This is a genomic window from Streptomyces changanensis (assembly GCF_024600715.1).
GTDB lineage: Bacteria > Actinomycetota > Actinomycetes > Streptomycetales > Streptomycetaceae > Streptomyces > Streptomyces changanensis.
Window position 1 is genome coordinate 200,116 of the sequence record NZ_CP102332.1, and the last position, 14,595, is coordinate 214,710.

Here is a 14,595-nt window from a genome sequence, read left to right on the forward strand (position 1 = left end):
GCGCCCCGCTGCCCCGCTCAGGGCCGGGGGTTGCTCCGCTCCCACCGGGGCGACGCGTCCGTGCCGCGGCGCCCCGCCACGGCGGCGCAGCGGTGGCACAGCCGCTGGACCCGGTCGGCGGAGCCGCCCGACTCGGGGATCGTGTCGGCCCACGGCACGTGGGAGAAGCGGGCCAGCTGGGAGCGGCTGAGCGAGAGCCCGCACACCGTCTCGTTCCGACCCGGTTCCCACGCGTGGACCTCCCCGGCGGGGAGCCTGCGGCGGAGCCCGTCCTCTTCGTCGGTCCACTGCCCGGAGGCCGCGACCGCGTACTGCCGTCGTCGTGTCGCCATACCCTGCGACTACCCCGCCGGGACGGTCCCCACCGGGTCGCGCCCGCCTCCCGGTGAGAGGCGTCGAGCAGGGCGTCGGGGGCGTCCTCTAGAGTGCCACTGTCCCTTACACGTGCCGTGGTGTCGGCCCGGCGGCGCGTGCCGATCCCGCCACGGGCCTGACCGAGGAGCAACCGTGACCGGCCTGGCGCCCATGTCCCTTCAGCAGGAGATCGCCCGGGATCTCCACGTGAGTCCGTCCTTCGACGCGAAGGAGGAGATCGAGCGGCGGGTGGCGTTCCTCGCCGACCGGCTGACGTCCGCGGGTCTGCGCGCACTGGTCCTGGGCATCAGCGGCGGTGTCGACTCCACGACCGCGGGCCGGCTGTGCCAGCTGGCGGTGGAGCGGGTGCGGGCCGCCGGGCACGAGGCGACGTTCTTCGCGATGCGGCTGCCGTACGGCGCCCAGGCGGATGAGGCCGACGCGCAGCTGGCGCTGGAGTTCATCGGGCCCGACCGCGTCCTCACCGTGGACGTGAAGCCCGCGAGCGACGCCGCGCTGGAGGCGCTCCTGGCCGGTGACACCGTCTTCCGCGACGCGCACCACCAGGACTTCGTGCACGGCAACATCAAGGCGCGGCAGCGCATGATCGTCCAGTACGCGGTGGCGGGCGCGCACGACGGCCTCGTCGTGGGCACCGACCACGCCGCCGAGGCGGTCTCCGGGTTCTTCACCAAGTTCGGTGACGGGGCGGCGGACGTGGTCCCGCTGACGGGTCTCACCAAGCGGCGCGTCCGCGCGGTGGCGGAGGCGCTGGGCGCGCCGTCGTCGCTGGTGGGCAAGGTTCCGACCGCGGACCTGGAGAGCCTCAGCCCGGGCAAGCCCGACGAGGAGGCGCTCGGCGTCACCTACGGCGAGATCGACGACTTCCTGGAGGGCAAGCCGGTCGGCGAGGCCGCCTTCGAGGCGATCGTCCGCCGCTACCGCCTCACCGAGCACAAGCGACAGCTCCCGATCGCCCCCTGACCCGACCCCGCCGTGACCGATCGGCCCCTGCGGCGGCCGGTCGGTCGGCGGCGCCCGCCCGCCGGCCTCGGGTGTCGGCCTCGGGTGTCGCGGCCCGGGACAGTCGGCGGGTGGGCACATCAGTCGGGGCTGCCGGCGTCCGTTGACCGTTGACGGCGCCCACGGTGCGTGGGCGCCGTCGCCTTGGAGGGCTCGTGCACGTCTTTCTTCTCGTCTTCGGCCTGGCCGCCTCCGGAGCGGGCTCCTGGGTCGCGTGCGACATACGCGGCGCCGCGTCGGCCCTGGAGCGGTACCAGCGGCGCAGCGTCGAGCTGCGGGCGCGGGGCGCGCTCGACCCGCCCGACCGGTGGGTGTCGGCCGCGGGCTTCCGCTGGCTCGGGGCCGTCACCTGCGTGTGCGGCCTGCTGCTGGCCCTGCTGTCCGCGATGTAGCCGCACCACTCCGCAGCACCCGGAGCCCGTGCCCGCCCGCGGTTCACGGGTGGGGTGTGCAGGTGAGGTGCGCCGACAGGGACCGGAGGAAGTCCGGGGCGTCGAAGGCCGCGCCGGCCGAGGCGACGCCGACCGTCCTGGTCCGTCCGGTGAGGACGCGGTGCACCGCCTCCCCCACGAGCGGCGCGGTGACGGCGTAGATGTCACGGCCCGTCGCCACGGCGCGGCGTTCCGTGCCGCCGCGGCGAACGACGGTGTCCACGACGAAGGTCTGCCCGGACCGCCCGCGCGCGTCGACCGCGGACGGGGCGGGGGTGTCCGGGGCGGACAGGTCCGCGGCCGCCTCGACCGTCATGTACGTGCGGACCTCCGGGACGGACAGGTGGCTGGGGAGGGTGACGACGTCGGCCATCGTGAACTCGCCGATGACGGCGCGCGGACCGGTCGGCGCGGGGAAGGGCCACTGAAGCGTCGGCGCGGCGTCGGTACGGTACTCCAGCCGGCCCTCGGTGTAGCGGACGCGTCGACCGCCGCGCCGCTCCCGGGAGACGCGGCCCGCGGCGCGCGTGCCGGGCGTGGGGTGCCAGTGGCTCAGGGCGTACGCGACGTGCGCCTCGTCGGCCTCCGTCCACTCCCCCATCGCGGCGGTCGCCAGCAGGTCGCCGAGCCCGCCGTAGAAGGCCATCGCGGGGACGACCAGCACTCCGGCGGCGCGGGCGCGGTCCGTGAAGCGGGCGAACGTGTCGGCGTTGGCCTCGATCTCGGCCGCCACGTCCACGTACGGGATCCCGGCGCGCAGTGCCGCCTCGATCACCGGGGCGGCGGTCACGGCGAAGGGCCCGGCGCAGTTGACCACCGCCGCGACGCCGTCGAGGGCGCGGTCGAGCGCCGCCGCGTCGTCCACCGGCGCCGGCCGGGCGACGGTTCCCGGTGCGGCGGACGCCATCTCCGCCAGCCTCCCGGCGTCCCGGCCGCTGAGGACGGGGACGAACCCGCGCTCCCGCAGCTCCGCCACCACGAACCGCCCGGTGTGCCCGTACGCGCCGTACACCGCCACCGTCTGCCGCTCTCCCATGACCTCTCCCCACGCTCGGATGATCCGCCACGGACATCCTGTCGAGGGCGGACCCCCCGACGTGAGTGTCCGGAACGACATGACCCGTACACTTCCGGACATGGGTACTGTCGCGCTGGCCGTCACGGACGGGATGCTGCACTTCGAACTGGCCGTGGCGTACGAGGTGTTCGGTGCCGCGCCGGCCTCGGTGGACGTCCCCTGGTACGACGTCGAGGTGTGCGGGGCGCAGGACGGTGTGCGGGTCGGCCGGTTCGGGCTGCGGCCCGACCACGGGCTGGACCGGCTGCCGCGCGCCGACACCGTGATCGTCCCGGGCTGGGCGGACGTCGACGCCGACCCGCCGGCGGAGTTGGTCGACGCGGTGCGCGCGGCCCACGAGGCGGGCGCGCGGGTGGCGTCCCTGTGCACGGGCGCGTTCGTCCTGGCCGCCGCCGGTCTGCTGGACGGGAGACGCGCGACGACGCACTGGGCGCACACGGCGGTGCTGGCCGCCCGTCACCCGGACGTCGAGGTCGACCCGGACGTGCTGTACGTGGACGGCGGCAGCGTGCTCACGTCCGCCGGGAAGGCCGCCGCGCTGGACCTGTGCCTGCACCTGGTCCGCCTGGACCACGGCCCGGCGGTCGCCAACGCCGTCGCCCGCCGCCTGGTGGTGCCACCGCACCGGGCGGGCGGCCAGGCGCAGTTCGTCGCCGCGCCGGTGCCCGCACGGGACGACCACCCACTGGCCGCGCTGCTCCCGTGGGCGATCGAACGCCTCGACCGCCCGCTGACCGTCGAGGACCTGGCCCGCCGGGCACGGATGAGTTCGCGGCACCTGGGCCGCCACTTCAGGGCGGTGACCGGTACGACCCCGCTGCAGTGGCTGCTGACCCAACGGATTCGCCGCGCCCAGGAGTTGCTGGAGGCCACGGACGACAGCGTCGACACCATCGCCGCGGCCACCGGGATGGGCACGGCCACGACGCTGCGCCGGCACTTCCACCGCACGGTCGGCGTGCCTCCCGACACCTACCGCCGTACCTTCCGCTCCCGGCCCGCGGCGGGAGACGGCTCAGGTGTACGTCACCGTCACCCGCTCGAACCCCAGTGAGCCCAGCAGCCCCTTCAACATCGCGGTGGTGTTCCGCTCGGCGCGCGCGGTGAGGCCGCTTTCGGTGGCGGCCTCACCGATGCGCCGGGCCGCGAGGCGCTGCACCGCGCGCTCGTCGTTCGGGTTGTCGGAGAAGAGGTCGCCGAGCCGGTCCAGCAGTCCGCGCTGCTTGGACACGGCGTAGGAGCGCTCGGGGTCCAAGGCGGGCGCGCCCAGCCGGGCGTGCGGCAGTCGGATCACGGCGGACGTCCGCTCCTCGTTCACGGTGACGTCCTGGGGCCCGGCCTTCCCGAGGTCCACGTACGCCCCGACGGTTCCGGCGGCGACGTACAGCGTCCGTGTGCCGCGCAGCGCGTCCGGCAGGAACCTGGCGTCCTTCTCCAGGTCCACCACGATCTGGTAGGAGCCCGCCGCGCCCTCGTAGCGGCTGAGGTCCTGGATCGACTGGAGGAGGGCGGGCCCGGACCGGTCCCGTGTCTCCTCACCGAAGAGATCGCCCCAGCCGGGGACGATGTCGAACCGTCCGGCGGCGGTGAAGAGGAGCACCAGGGCCAGCAGGACGGCGGGGACGGTGAACCACCAGGGGGTGCGGCGGCGCGCGGCGGTGGCACGCGGGAGCTTGTCGTCGGAGGTCTCCACGGGGTGCGGATGCCCGCGACGGCCGGGAGTAGTCACGCGGGCCCGGGCCGTGGGGTGACGCGGGTACCACTGCCCCGCCCCTGTTTTGACGCCCTATCAGAAGGCGGGGCGGCCGGCGGTGGGCGTGGATTCCGGTCCTCGGGCGCGTCTCCCCGCCGGTCCACACGGCTGGACGGGGTACACGGCTCGATTTGCTCGTGTCGAATAATCCTGTTATCGCCCCATGTGCCTATGTTTCTGCCGTAGCCCTTCCCCCCTACTCACCTGGGAGAGAGCATGCGTCAGTCCGTACGAATCTGGGGTGCCGGTATCGCCGCCGCGGCCGTGGTGGCCGGTTCGGTCGGCGCGGCGGTCGCCGTCACCTCGCCGTCCCCCGTGCGGCACCAGCCGGCCGCCGCGGCCCCGGCCTTCACGGCCAAGGCCTCGACGAAGAGCGTGCGCGCCTGGGAGCAGTTCCGGGTCCGCGGCGTGGCCAGGAACCTGGCCCCGGGCAGCCGGGTCACCCTTCAGCAGAAGCTGAGCGGGCGCTCCTGGACGACCCTGCCCGCGTCCATGAACACCAACTCCCGCTCGAAGTACAACATGCGCGTGGTGCTTGGCATGAAGGGGCACAACAAGCTGCGCCTGGTCGACAACAGCAGGCGGGTCGTCTCCCCGGTCATGGACGTCTTCGTGCGCTGAACGCGGGAGCCGCAACGGCACACACGACGGACGCCTCCACCGGTTCACCGGGAGGAGGCGTCCGTCGTGTCCCGGGCCCGCGCCGCGGTCCGCCCGGTCAGCCGCGCGCGAGCTCGTCCACCGTCCGCACGACCGTCTCCCGTGACAGGTCGACAGTCTCGCGGGACGCCTCGCGTGCGCGGCGCAGCCTGGTCCGCCCGTACCGTACGAGCGCGGAGGCGCCGGTGGCGTACGCCAGGGTCAGCACCCCCGCGGCGACCTCCGGCGACCAGGCCCGGGACAACCGTTGCTGGATCGCCGAGTGGGCGGTCAGCGTGGCCAGCAAGCCGCATGCCCCTCCCGCCGCCAGGGCGGACAGACCGCCGCGGCCCTCGGTGACGGCCTCCGTCACGGTGTCACCCAACTCCTCGCGCGCGCTCATCGCCGACTCGACCACGACGGCGACGACGTTCTCGGCTGCTTCCGACATACGTCGCGCCTACCCGCCCCACCCCCGCTCATACAGTGCCCCCGGCCGCGGTCGTGCCCCGGTCCCGGTCGTCGTCGCCCGCTCGTGGTCGCCCGGTCGCGTACCGGTGGCAGGGCCATACGGGTGCCCGACCTGTTCGGTGACGTGCGCAAGGCAGCGCTGCGGGGCTCCGCCGACCCAGGGCCCCGCCGACCCAGGGGCCGGCGGAGCCGGGGGCCGGCAGGGGGCGACCGGGGCCGGGGCCCGGCCGGGGTCAGCGCGGCGGGGGGGCCGGGGGTCAGCGGTCCGAGGAGCGGCGGGGGCCGGCGCTCAGGGGGTGTCGCCCTGCCAGTCGAATCTCCGGGGGTCACCGGGCCGGGGGCCGTACAGGGCGTGGCCGCCCGGTCCGTACCGGCCGATCTCGGTGCTCAGCGCGACGCCCCCGGCCCCTTCGGCGTCGCCGCGGCCGGTGACGTCCAGGAGGAGTCCGTCGAGGGGGCCGCCGACGAGTTCGGCGTAGTCGCGGCCGGGCCGCGGGCCGGGGTCGGGGTCGTCGTGGTCGGCGCCGTAGACACGGCGCCGCATGATCTGCTCGTCCATACCGGCCAGCGTCGCAGCCACCACTGACAAGGGCCGCCCGTCCGCCGCCCCGGCGCCCGGTCCGGGCACCCGCCCTCAGGCGGTGCGCGCGCACCACCGCGGGTTCAGCCGTGGGCCGCGCCGGCGGCCTCCGCGGCGGCGACGATCGCCTGCAGGGACGCCAGGTGGCCGGCCAGGGCCTTGTTGCCGGCGCGGGTGGCGGCCAGCCACGTCTTGGGGCGCTTGCCGACGTACCCCTTCTTCACGGTGACGTAGCCGGCCTCCTCCAGCGCGGTCGCCGTCTTGCTGAGGACCGAGTCCGACACCTGGCAGTAGTCGCGCACGGCGGAGAACTCCGCCTCGGTGCACCCACTGAGGAAGGCCAGCACGGTCAGCCGCGTCGGGTGCTGGAGGAGCGGCTCCAGCGCGGTCACGCGGCCACCGCACGGCCGCGCCGGATGCGGGCGTTCAGCGTGGCGCACCCCAGCCAGAACGCCGCGCCCGCGGCCACCCCGGCGGCGCCCGCGATCCACCGCACGTCGCCGCCGACCGCCCACGCGACGCCGGCGGCCAGCCCGCCCGCCGCGAGGACGCCGAGCACCGCCAGCGCGGCGGGGAGGCCGAGCTCCGGCGCCCACCGCTTGGCCACGCCGCCGCTGCGCACGGCGACGGCCGCGACGGCCCCGCTGCCCGCGGCGAACACGGCGGCGAGGACACCGACGAGCCAGCCGCGTCCCGTCCCCAGGGCCTGGCCGACCGCGACGCCGTAGACGGAGAAGGCCACCGCGAAGACGGGGCCGTACCAGCGCGGGGTGGGCCGCGGCGCCCCGGCGGCGGCGCGGGCGCTCTCCGCCAGGGCGAGCGCCCGCGCCGCCGGAAGTGTCGTGCCGGAACCCTCGATCGCCATGATCTTCCCTCTCGTCGATCTCTCGTTCCATCATGGCATGTACTTTCCGGGTAGGAAAGTACTTTCCCGCGTGGGGCGCCGCACCTGGGCCGGGGTCTACGCGCCGTCGGCCTCCAGCCCGCCCCCTTTCGCTTCCCACCGCAGCAGGTCCCCCGGCTGACAGGCGAGGACCTCGCAGAGCGCGGCGAGAGTGGTGAACCGCACCGCCTTGGCGCGGCCGTTCTTGAGCACCGCCAGGTTGGCGGGAGTGATGCCGACACGGTCCGCGAGCTCACCGACCGACATCTTCCGTCGGGCCAGCATCACGTCGATGTCCACGACGATCGGCATCAGATCACCTCGTTCAGCTCGGCCCGCATCCGCGCGGCCTCGACGTCCCGAGCGACGGCCTGGGCGAGCAGCGTGCGGAGCACGACCACGATCAGCGCGACGCCGAGGACGGCCAGGGCGACCCCGCCCAGCAGCAGGACCACGCCCGGCGCGACGGCCTCACCGGGCGCGAGGACCACCCCGAGGGCGAACACCAGGAGGGCGACCGCCACGAACCCGCCGGCCACCACGTCGACGTAGCGGAAGGCGGCATGGGAGAACACCGTCCCGCGGCGCACCATCGTCACCAGCCGCCACACGCAGACGAGGATGACCTGCGCCGAGACCAGCCCCAGGAGAGTGATCACGACGATCGGCGCGCGCAGGTGCGCCACGTCCGCGTCGAGCCCTTCCAGATCGGCGGCGAGCAGCGGCACCATCACCGCCTGGACGAACAGCGATCCGGTGAGCAGCGCCACGAGGACGGCACGTAGGGCGAGCACGGCGAGCTTTCCCATCATCTTCCCTTCGATCGAGTCACGATGGGAATCTATCGAAATTCGATAGGTAGAACAAGGCGGGAGTCAGGGAGGCAGGTCCGGGTGGGCGGGAAGACGACCGGGGGCGGCCACCGTGTGGCGGCCGCCCCCGGCGGAAGGCGGGACGATCAGCGCTTGACCGTGCCCTGCTCCGTCAGCACGCCCGCGCCCGCCGTGCGCGCCAGCTCGGCGGGGAGCGACGCCGCCGCCGAGCCCAGGCCCGCCGTCAGGGTCGGCGTCCAGTCGGCCGTCGTCCCCAGCTTCTTCGACGGGTTCGCCGCGTTGTGGGCGGCGACGACGTCCGTGGCGGCGCCGTTCACGACGTTGCCCCGGCCCGCGACCACACCCGTGCCGTCACCGCTCAGCAGCTGGGACGTCTTCCGGTCGCCCGACAGCGTCCAGGCGTTGTGCTCGGCGACGATCTGCGCGCGGGCCCGGGCGTTGACGCTGTAACCGTGCGCGTAGCCGTTGAGCGGCGTCGTGTCGTAGTGGTTGTTGTAGAGGTGGATGCGGCCCAGCCGGGCCAGCGGCGCCCGCTGCGTGACGCCCTTCCACACGTTGTGGTGGAGGGTGACGCGCAGCTTGCCGACACTGTCGGTGTCACTGCTGCCGATGAGCATCGTCTTGTCGTGGTTGCTGAACACGTTCTGCTCGACGGTCACCAGGTCCGAGCCGTTGGTGATGTCGAGCGCCCCGTCGTGCACCTGGTACTTCCGCCCGAAGTACGTGGGGAGGGTGGCGTCGTGGCGGGGCGCGTCGGTGAAGGTGTTGTGGTCGGCCCACACGTGCGTGGCCCCGCGCAGGGTGACGGAGTCGTACGCGGAGTTCCACTCGCCCTTCGACCCGTCCTTCGGGTCCCACTGGGGGAAGCAGTCCTCGGTGGCGCTGAAGGTGAGGTTGCGGATGATGACGTTGTCCGCGTTCGCCACCATGAGGCTGCCGCCCCTGATGCCGGCGCCCGTGCCGGGCACGCCGACGAGGGTGGTGTTCGACGGCACGCGGAACACGATGTTCTTCGCCTGCTTGGCGGCCGCGGCCTTGCGGGCGTTCTCCTGCGTACCGGACGGCGCCTTCGACCGGCCCCACACGGCCGGGTCGTACGCCTTCAGGTACGCGGCGAGCGAGTATCCGGTCCCGGCCGCGTAGTCGTCGCAGGAGCTGCCGCCGTTCGCGTCGATCAGACCCTTGACGCGGATGATGCGCGGCGTGGTGCCGGATCCGGAGCCGAGCGCCTTCGCCAGCCCGGCGCGGTCGGAGACCGTGTACACCTGCGCCGTGTCGGCCTTGGCGCCGCCGGTCGTACCGGAGCCGGAGGCCGCCCAGCCGTCGCCGGCGGGCAGCGTCTGGTGGGCCAGGTCGACGGCGGCGCTTGCGGTGGTGACGAACGGGACGGCGCCGAGCCCGGCGGCCACCACGGCCGCAGCGGAGATCATGACCGTACGTCGCCGGCGGGACGACCGGCGATGGGTGGGGGATGCCACAGATGAGTCCTCACGAAGTCGAGGCACGCCCCGGCTGTCGGGGCGTCCGCCCTGTGGTCGCCACGGCGGCGCGAAAGGTTGCCGCCCTCGCCGCCCGAAGTCGCGAGACACCCGGCCCGTGGCCGCCCGCCGGGACTCGGCGACGCTGCGGCGCCTCGGCGAGGCGTCCTCGCCCGACCCTCCCCAGGCGGCCCGGGCTCCCCGACCGGCCCCTGCCCTCCCACCGCTCGGGTCGCGCGGCCGGGGCCGTGTGGGAGGGGCGCCATGGGGCAGGTGCGCTCAGAGGTCCGGGCCGGAGTCGGGGCCGGAGTCGGGGCCGAGGGCCGCGGCAGGGGCTCAGGGGTAGCGGCAGGGCCGGGGCCCAGTATCCGGGCCCAGGGCTCAAGGGACAGGTCGAGTCGGTGGAGGTAGCCGTGTTCGAGGGTTTCGCATTGACGCGCCGTGCGGGTGACGGGGCGGAGTTGAGGGTGCGCCACGGCGGGGACGGTCCCGCCGTGCTGCTCCTCCACGGCCATCCGCGCACCCACGCCACCTGGCACCGCGTGGCGCCGCTGCTGACGGCCGCCGGGTACACCGTGGTCTGCCCCGACCTGCGGGGGTACGGCGAGTCCTCGAAGCCGCCGACCGACGACGCGCACCGCCCGTACTCCAAGCGGGCCATGGCGCGGGACGTCCTGGCGGTGATGCGCGGCCTCGGGCACCCGCGGTTCGCCGTCGTCGGCCACGACCGCGGCGCCTACGTGGCGACCCGTCTGGCGCTGGACCATCCGGAGGCGGTCCGCTCGCTCAGCGTGCTGGACGCGGTGCCCATCGGTGAGGCGCTGCGGCGCTGCGGGCCGGGCTTCGCCACCCGTTGGTGGCACTGGTTCTTCCTCGGGCAGACCGACAAGCCCGCCGAACGGGTCATCGACGCCGACCCCGACGCCTGGTACGGGGGCAGTCCGGAGCGGATGGGCGCCGAGGCGTACGAGGACTACCGCCGCGCGATCCACGACCCGGCCACCGTGCACGCGATGTGCGAGGACTACCGGGCCGGGCTCGGCGTGGACCGGGAACACGACGACGCCGACCGCCGGGCCGGCCGCCGCGTCGCCTGTCCCGTACAGATGCTGTGGGCCACCCGTGACGACATGGTCGACCTGTACGGGGACGTGCTGGGCGTCTGGCGGGACTGGGCCGGCGACCGGCTGGAAGGCGGCCCGATCGAGTCCGGCCACCACATGGCGGAGGAGGCCCCCGACGCACTCGCCGCGGCGCTGCACGGCTTCTGGCGGACCGTCCCGGAGTGACCCCGCGGGCCGCCCGCCGCCTTCCCCCAGGGGGCGTGGCGGCGGGCGGCCTTCCCGCGGGCGGCGGGCGGCCCGTCAGGAGGTGTGCCGGTGCGCCTTCCTGCCGTCCCGGCGCCGTACGACGACGTACGCCACGAGGGCGAGGACGAGCAGGGCGAGGACGACCTTGGTGAAGACGCCGACGTAGGTGTCGACGACCGACCACTGCTCCCCCAGCCAGTAGCCCGCCAGGACGAGGACGGAGTTCCAGATCAGGCTGCCGAGCGCGGTCAGCGCGACGAACACGGGCAGCGGCATGCGCTCCACGCCGGCGGGGACGGAGATCAGACTGCGGAAGACGGGCACCATCCGGCCCAGGAACACCGCCTTGGTGCCGTGCCTGGCGAACCACGCCTCGGTGCGTTCCAGGTCGGAGGCCTTCACCAGCGGCAGCTTCCCCCAGATCGCCCGCACGCGGTCACGGCCGTAGAGCCGGCCGATCCAGTAGAGCGCGACGGCTCCGACGACCGATCCGAGGGTCGTCCAGAACAGCGCCGAGGCGAGTGACAGCACGCCCCGGGTGACGGCGAACCCGGTCAGCGGCAGGATCATCTCGCTGGGCAGGGGTGGGAAGAGGTTCTCCAGCGCGATGGCCAGGCCGGCTCCCGGCCCGCCCAGGGTGTCGACGAGATCGACGACCCACCCCGCGATGCCGCCCTCGGGTTGGTGTGCCGCGGCCACGGACATGTGCTGCATACGAGACTCCCAGCTGGCTCTCGGTCGCCGGGGCCCCTCGCCCCGATCCGCCTCCGAAGTGAGAATGAACCGTTCGGCGCCGGTGTGAGGCCGTCCGACGGCCGGCAGGGCGGTCCGCGGCGGCCATGCCACGCCGATCGCCGTACCGGATGCGGGCCTCACCCCGCCGGCCGGCCGGCCCGCCCCGGGTGGGGCACCCCGGGTGGGGCACCCCAAGGGCGCCTCGGCCCCGGATGGGCCGCGGCCCGGTCAGCGTCCGCGGCCCCGGCCCATCCGGCTGCCGCCGATGCCCGCCACGTGCAGGGCAAGCGCCATGAGACCGAGGAGCATGATGTTCCCGGACGAGAACACGTCGTTCGTCGCGATGTCGGCGGCGTTGATCAGGAACGCGATGAAGAACAGCACCGCTGCGGCTATACCCAGCATGGGAACCCCATTCGTCGTCGTGGTGCTGCTCGTCTTCCCCGGCTTCGCCCGCTCAGACCGGCCGGGCGGGGGATGTCGATCAGGCGCACCGGTGTCCTCCGGCCGCAGGAGCCCGGAGCCCGGCGTCCGGGCGTGGCGCACGGCTCTGCCGACAATCGGTCTCGCGCACGGCTGCCTCAGGGTGACCGTGCGCGTCCGCGGCTGTTCCGGGCGCGGCGGCACCAAGGGACCCGGGGCGGTGGCCGTTGGAGGTGCCGGTCCCTGCGATGGCACGGCCGCCGCCCCGGGCCGTGCCTTGTCGGCTACCCCGTCGGCGGCCTCTTACGGGGGTCGATGTGGCCGGACCGGCACCCGGCGCGCGCGAAAGCGCCGCGGCCCGCACTCGAGGGTTCGAGTGCGGGCCGCGGCGTCGGATACGGGGACGCCGTCTACCAGCGGTACCAGCGTCCACGCTTGCCGCCGGCACCGGCCGAGCGCATGACGAAGCCCAGGAGCCACACCACGAGCACGATGACCGCGACCCACCACAGCGCCTCGAGCGCGAAGCCCGCACCGAACAGGACGAGCGCGAGCAGAAGGACAAGAAGCAGGGGAACCATAGTTATCAACCTCCGCTCCCACGTGTGCCCCGCCTCGCCCCATGCACACGTTCTGCTTGCCCGTGCCGTCAGCGGCGTGGCTCCGAGAGCGCAGGTGGGGACAGCGGACCGGGGGCGGGCGGGGCCCGTGGGTGGGGGTGAGCCGGGCCGCGGACCGCGTGGAGATTTTTTTTCCCCGCCTTGTCGATCCGGCCGTGGGGCGTTCGTCGTCATGGTGTGCGGCCCCCGCCGCACGCGAGCCACGAAGGTGACAGGAGTTCTGACCGTGAAGTACATGCTGCTGATCAACGCGGGTGCCGTCGACGGGAGCGGCGCCGCCGCCGGCTGCGACGTCCGGGAGTGGATGGCGTACGACGAGGAGGTGCGGGACGCGGGCGTCCTCGTCTCGGGTGAGTCGCTGGCGGACCTGGTCACCGCCACCACGGTCCGGGTCGGCGAGGACGGACGGCGGTCGGTCGTCGACGGTCCGTTCGCCGAGACCCGCGAGGTACTGGGCGGTTTCTACGTGATCGACGTCCCCGACCTGGACGCCGCGCTCGACTGGGCGGCGCGCTGCCCTGGTGCGCGCGGCGGTGGCGCGGTCGTCGTGCGGCCCGTCGCCGACTTCGGGGCCTGAGCGCCGTGGGAGACCGGGCACTCGGGGCGGACCGGGCCGTGGAGGCGGTGTTCCGGGAGGAGCACGGCCGGCTCCTCGCCTCGCTCGTCCGCCGCTTCGGGGATCTGGACCTCGCCGAGGAGGCCGCCTCCGAGGCGATCGAGGCGGCGCTGGTGCACTGGCCGGAGCGCGGCGTCCCCGAGCGGCCGGGCGCCTGGTTGCTGACCACGGCCCGGCGCAGGGCCGTGGACCGGCTGCGGCGGGACCGGGCGTACGCCGCACGGCTCGGTGTCCTGCGGGCGGAGGCGGAGCGGGCGGAGCCCGCCCCGCCCGCCGACGCCGGCACCGGGACCGGCGCCGACCTGCCCGACGACCGTCTGCGGCTGTTCTTCACGTGCGCGCACCCCGCCTTGCCGGACGAGGTGCGCGGGGCGCTGGTGCTGCGCTGCCTCGCCGGGCTGACGACGCCGGAGGTCGCCCGGGCCTACCTCGTGCCGACGGCGACCGTGGCGCAGCGGATCGTGCGCGCCAAGAAGAAGATCAGCCAGGCCCGCGTGCCGTTCCGCGTGCCCGGCCCGGACGAGCTGCCCGAGCGGCTGCCCGGGGTGCTCCAGGTGCTGTACTCCCTCTTCACGGAGGGGTACGCGGCCAGCTCGGGGCCTGACCTCCAGCGGCCGGAGCTCGCCGGGGAGGCCATCCGGCTGACGCGGATCCTGCGGCGGCTGCTGCCGGCGCAGCGGGAGGTCACCGGACTGCTGGCCCTGATGCTGCTGGTCCACGCGCGGCGGGAGGCCCGCACGGGCCCGGGCGGGGAGATGGTGATGCTGGCGGAACAGGACCGCGGGCGCTGGGACCGCGCGATGATCGACGAGGGCCTCGCCCTGGTGCCGGCCGCGCTGACCGGTGGCCCGCCGGGCCCGTACGGGGTGCAGGCGGCCGTCGCCGCCCTGCACGACGAGGCGCCGGACCTGGCGACCACCGACTGGCCGCAGATCGCCGCGCTCTACGACGTGCTGCTGGGCCTGGACCCGTCACCGGTCGTCGCCCTCAACCGGGCGGTGGCGGTGGCGATGCGCGACGGCCCGGCGGCGGGGCTGGCGCTGCTCGACGCGCTGGTGGACGGGCGGCCCGGCCCGCCGGACGGCGGTTCGGGCGACCGGGCCGACGGGCGGCGACTGCGCGCCTACCACCCGTTCCACGCCGCGCGGGCGGACCTGCTGGAACGCCTCGGCCGGCGGGAGGAGGCCGCGCGAAGCTACCGGCGGGCGCTCGAACTCGCCGGGACGGCGGCGGAGCGCACCCGCCTGCGGCGCGTCCTCGACGCCCTGGAGGCACCACCACGCCCGGACGGGGCGCGGGCGCACCGGAGCGGCGGGACGGACGTGCGCCCGGTCGGCGCGGACGGTCCGGGGGGTCCCTGAGGCGGGG

At 74.7% G+C, this 14,595-nt stretch carries 20 protein-coding genes; 7 read left to right on the plus strand and 13 right to left on the minus strand.

All coding sequences use genetic code 11. The features are described 5' to 3' along the window. Positions 1–17 precede the first annotated feature (17 nt). Positions 18–332 carry a hypothetical protein gene (locus NRO40_RS00840; RefSeq protein ID WP_058939994.1) on the minus strand — a complete coding sequence of 105 codons (315 nt, stop codon included), beginning with the start codon at positions 330–332 and terminating at the stop codon, positions 18–20. Positions 333–525: 193 nt separating this feature from the next. Between NRO40_RS00840 and nadE the strand changes: the two genes are divergently transcribed. Both nadE and NRO40_RS00850 read left to right on the plus strand, forming a co-directional pair. Next, positions 526–1,338, plus strand: a complete 813-nt coding sequence (nadE, locus tag NRO40_RS00845) for an ammonia-dependent NAD(+) synthetase (protein WP_198549237.1) — start codon at positions 526–528, stop codon at positions 1,336–1,338. Between the two features lie 194 nt (positions 1,339–1,532). Beyond that, complete coding sequence (locus NRO40_RS00850; RefSeq protein WP_058939992.1) at positions 1,533–1,769, plus strand: hypothetical protein; 237 nt, start codon at positions 1,533–1,535, stop codon at positions 1,767–1,769. Positions 1,770–1,812: 43 nt separating this feature from the next. Here NRO40_RS00850 and NRO40_RS00855 read toward each other — a convergent pair whose 3' ends face one another. Beyond that, on the minus strand, positions 1,813–2,844 hold the full coding sequence (locus NRO40_RS00855; RefSeq protein ID WP_058939991.1) for a saccharopine dehydrogenase family protein: 1,032 nt from the start codon (positions 2,842–2,844) through the stop codon (positions 1,813–1,815). A 100-nt stretch (positions 2,845–2,944) separates the two neighbouring features. On the opposite strand from NRO40_RS00855, the gene NRO40_RS00860 reads away from it, so the two are divergent. Next, complete coding sequence (locus tag NRO40_RS00860) at positions 2,945–3,940, plus strand: helix-turn-helix domain-containing protein (protein ID WP_058939990.1); 996 nt, start codon at positions 2,945–2,947, stop codon at positions 3,938–3,940. Here the strand turns inward: NRO40_RS00860 and NRO40_RS00865 are convergent. Then, complete coding sequence (locus NRO40_RS00865; RefSeq protein WP_232790915.1) at positions 3,902–4,498, minus strand: DUF4230 domain-containing protein; 597 nt, start codon at positions 4,496–4,498, stop codon at positions 3,902–3,904. The two genes, NRO40_RS00860 and NRO40_RS00865, sit on opposite strands and share 39 nt — an antisense overlap. Positions 4,499–4,855: 357 nt before the next feature. On the opposite strand from NRO40_RS00865, the gene NRO40_RS00870 reads away from it, so the two are divergent. Beyond that, positions 4,856–5,260 carry a hypothetical protein gene (locus tag NRO40_RS00870; RefSeq protein WP_058939988.1) on the plus strand — a complete coding sequence of 135 codons (405 nt, stop codon included), beginning with the start codon at positions 4,856–4,858 and terminating at the stop codon, positions 5,258–5,260. 97 nt (positions 5,261–5,357) lie between these two features. On the opposite strand, the gene NRO40_RS00875 is transcribed toward NRO40_RS00870, so the two are convergent. From NRO40_RS00875 to NRO40_RS00905, 7 genes are all read right to left on the minus strand, one after another. After that, a complete protein-coding gene (locus NRO40_RS00875; protein ID WP_058939987.1) occupies positions 5,358–5,729 on the minus strand; it encodes a phage holin family protein in 372 nt (123 codons plus the stop codon). 309 nt (positions 5,730–6,038) lie between these two features. Next, the gene (locus NRO40_RS00880) at positions 6,039–6,308 is read right to left on the minus strand and encodes a hypothetical protein (RefSeq protein ID WP_058939986.1); all 270 of its coding nucleotides are present in this window, start codon (positions 6,306–6,308) and stop codon (positions 6,039–6,041) included. Between the two features lie 104 nt (positions 6,309–6,412). Continuing rightward, positions 6,413–6,721, minus strand: coding sequence for a transcriptional regulator (locus tag NRO40_RS00885; protein WP_058939985.1), 309 nt, complete (start codon positions 6,719–6,721; stop codon positions 6,413–6,415). Further along, the gene (locus NRO40_RS00890; protein WP_058939984.1) at positions 6,718–7,194 is read right to left on the minus strand and encodes a hypothetical protein; all 477 of its coding nucleotides are present in this window, start codon (positions 7,192–7,194) and stop codon (positions 6,718–6,720) included. Before NRO40_RS00890 ends, NRO40_RS00885 begins: the two co-directional genes overlap by 4 nt. Positions 7,195–7,290: 96 nt before the next feature. Further along, entirely contained in the window at positions 7,291–7,524 is a 234-nt protein-coding gene (locus tag NRO40_RS00895) for a helix-turn-helix domain-containing protein (RefSeq protein WP_058939983.1), read from the minus strand. After that, the gene (locus tag NRO40_RS00900) at positions 7,524–8,021 is read right to left on the minus strand and encodes a DUF2975 domain-containing protein (RefSeq protein WP_058939982.1); all 498 of its coding nucleotides are present in this window, start codon (positions 8,019–8,021) and stop codon (positions 7,524–7,526) included. Before NRO40_RS00900 ends, NRO40_RS00895 begins: the two co-directional genes overlap by 1 nt. Positions 8,022–8,170: 149 nt before the next feature. Next, entirely contained in the window at positions 8,171–9,475 is a 1,305-nt protein-coding gene (locus NRO40_RS00905) for a pectate lyase family protein (protein WP_058939981.1), read from the minus strand. Between the two features lie 461 nt (positions 9,476–9,936). On the opposite strand from NRO40_RS00905, the gene NRO40_RS00910 reads away from it, so the two are divergent. Then, entirely contained in the window at positions 9,937–10,812 is an 876-nt protein-coding gene (locus NRO40_RS00910; protein WP_058939980.1) for an alpha/beta fold hydrolase, read from the plus strand. A gap of 75 nt (positions 10,813–10,887) precedes the next feature. Here NRO40_RS00910 and NRO40_RS00915 read toward each other — a convergent pair whose 3' ends face one another. The 3 genes from NRO40_RS00915 to NRO40_RS00925 form a co-directional block, all read right to left on the minus strand. Further along, positions 10,888–11,547, minus strand: coding sequence for a DedA family protein (locus NRO40_RS00915; RefSeq protein ID WP_058939979.1), 660 nt, complete (start codon positions 11,545–11,547; stop codon positions 10,888–10,890). 249 nt (positions 11,548–11,796) lie between these two features. Further along, positions 11,797–11,973 (minus strand): hypothetical protein, encoded by a 177-nt coding sequence (locus NRO40_RS00920; RefSeq protein ID WP_198549232.1) that lies wholly within the window; start codon positions 11,971–11,973, stop codon positions 11,797–11,799. A gap of 428 nt (positions 11,974–12,401) precedes the next feature. Continuing rightward, the gene (locus NRO40_RS00925) at positions 12,402–12,572 is read right to left on the minus strand and encodes a hypothetical protein (RefSeq protein WP_058939978.1); all 171 of its coding nucleotides are present in this window, start codon (positions 12,570–12,572) and stop codon (positions 12,402–12,404) included. 265 nt (positions 12,573–12,837) lie between these two features. Here NRO40_RS00925 and NRO40_RS00930 point away from each other — a divergent pair, with 265 nt between their 5' ends. Both NRO40_RS00930 and NRO40_RS00935 read left to right on the plus strand, forming a co-directional pair. Beyond that, on the plus strand, positions 12,838–13,188 hold the full coding sequence (locus tag NRO40_RS00930) for a YciI family protein (RefSeq protein ID WP_058939977.1): 351 nt from the start codon (positions 12,838–12,840) through the stop codon (positions 13,186–13,188). A 5-nt stretch (positions 13,189–13,193) separates the two neighbouring features. Continuing rightward, on the plus strand, positions 13,194–14,588 hold the full coding sequence (locus NRO40_RS00935) for an RNA polymerase sigma factor (protein ID WP_079046718.1): 1,395 nt from the start codon (positions 13,194–13,196) through the stop codon (positions 14,586–14,588). Positions 14,589–14,595: the final 7 nt, after the last annotated feature.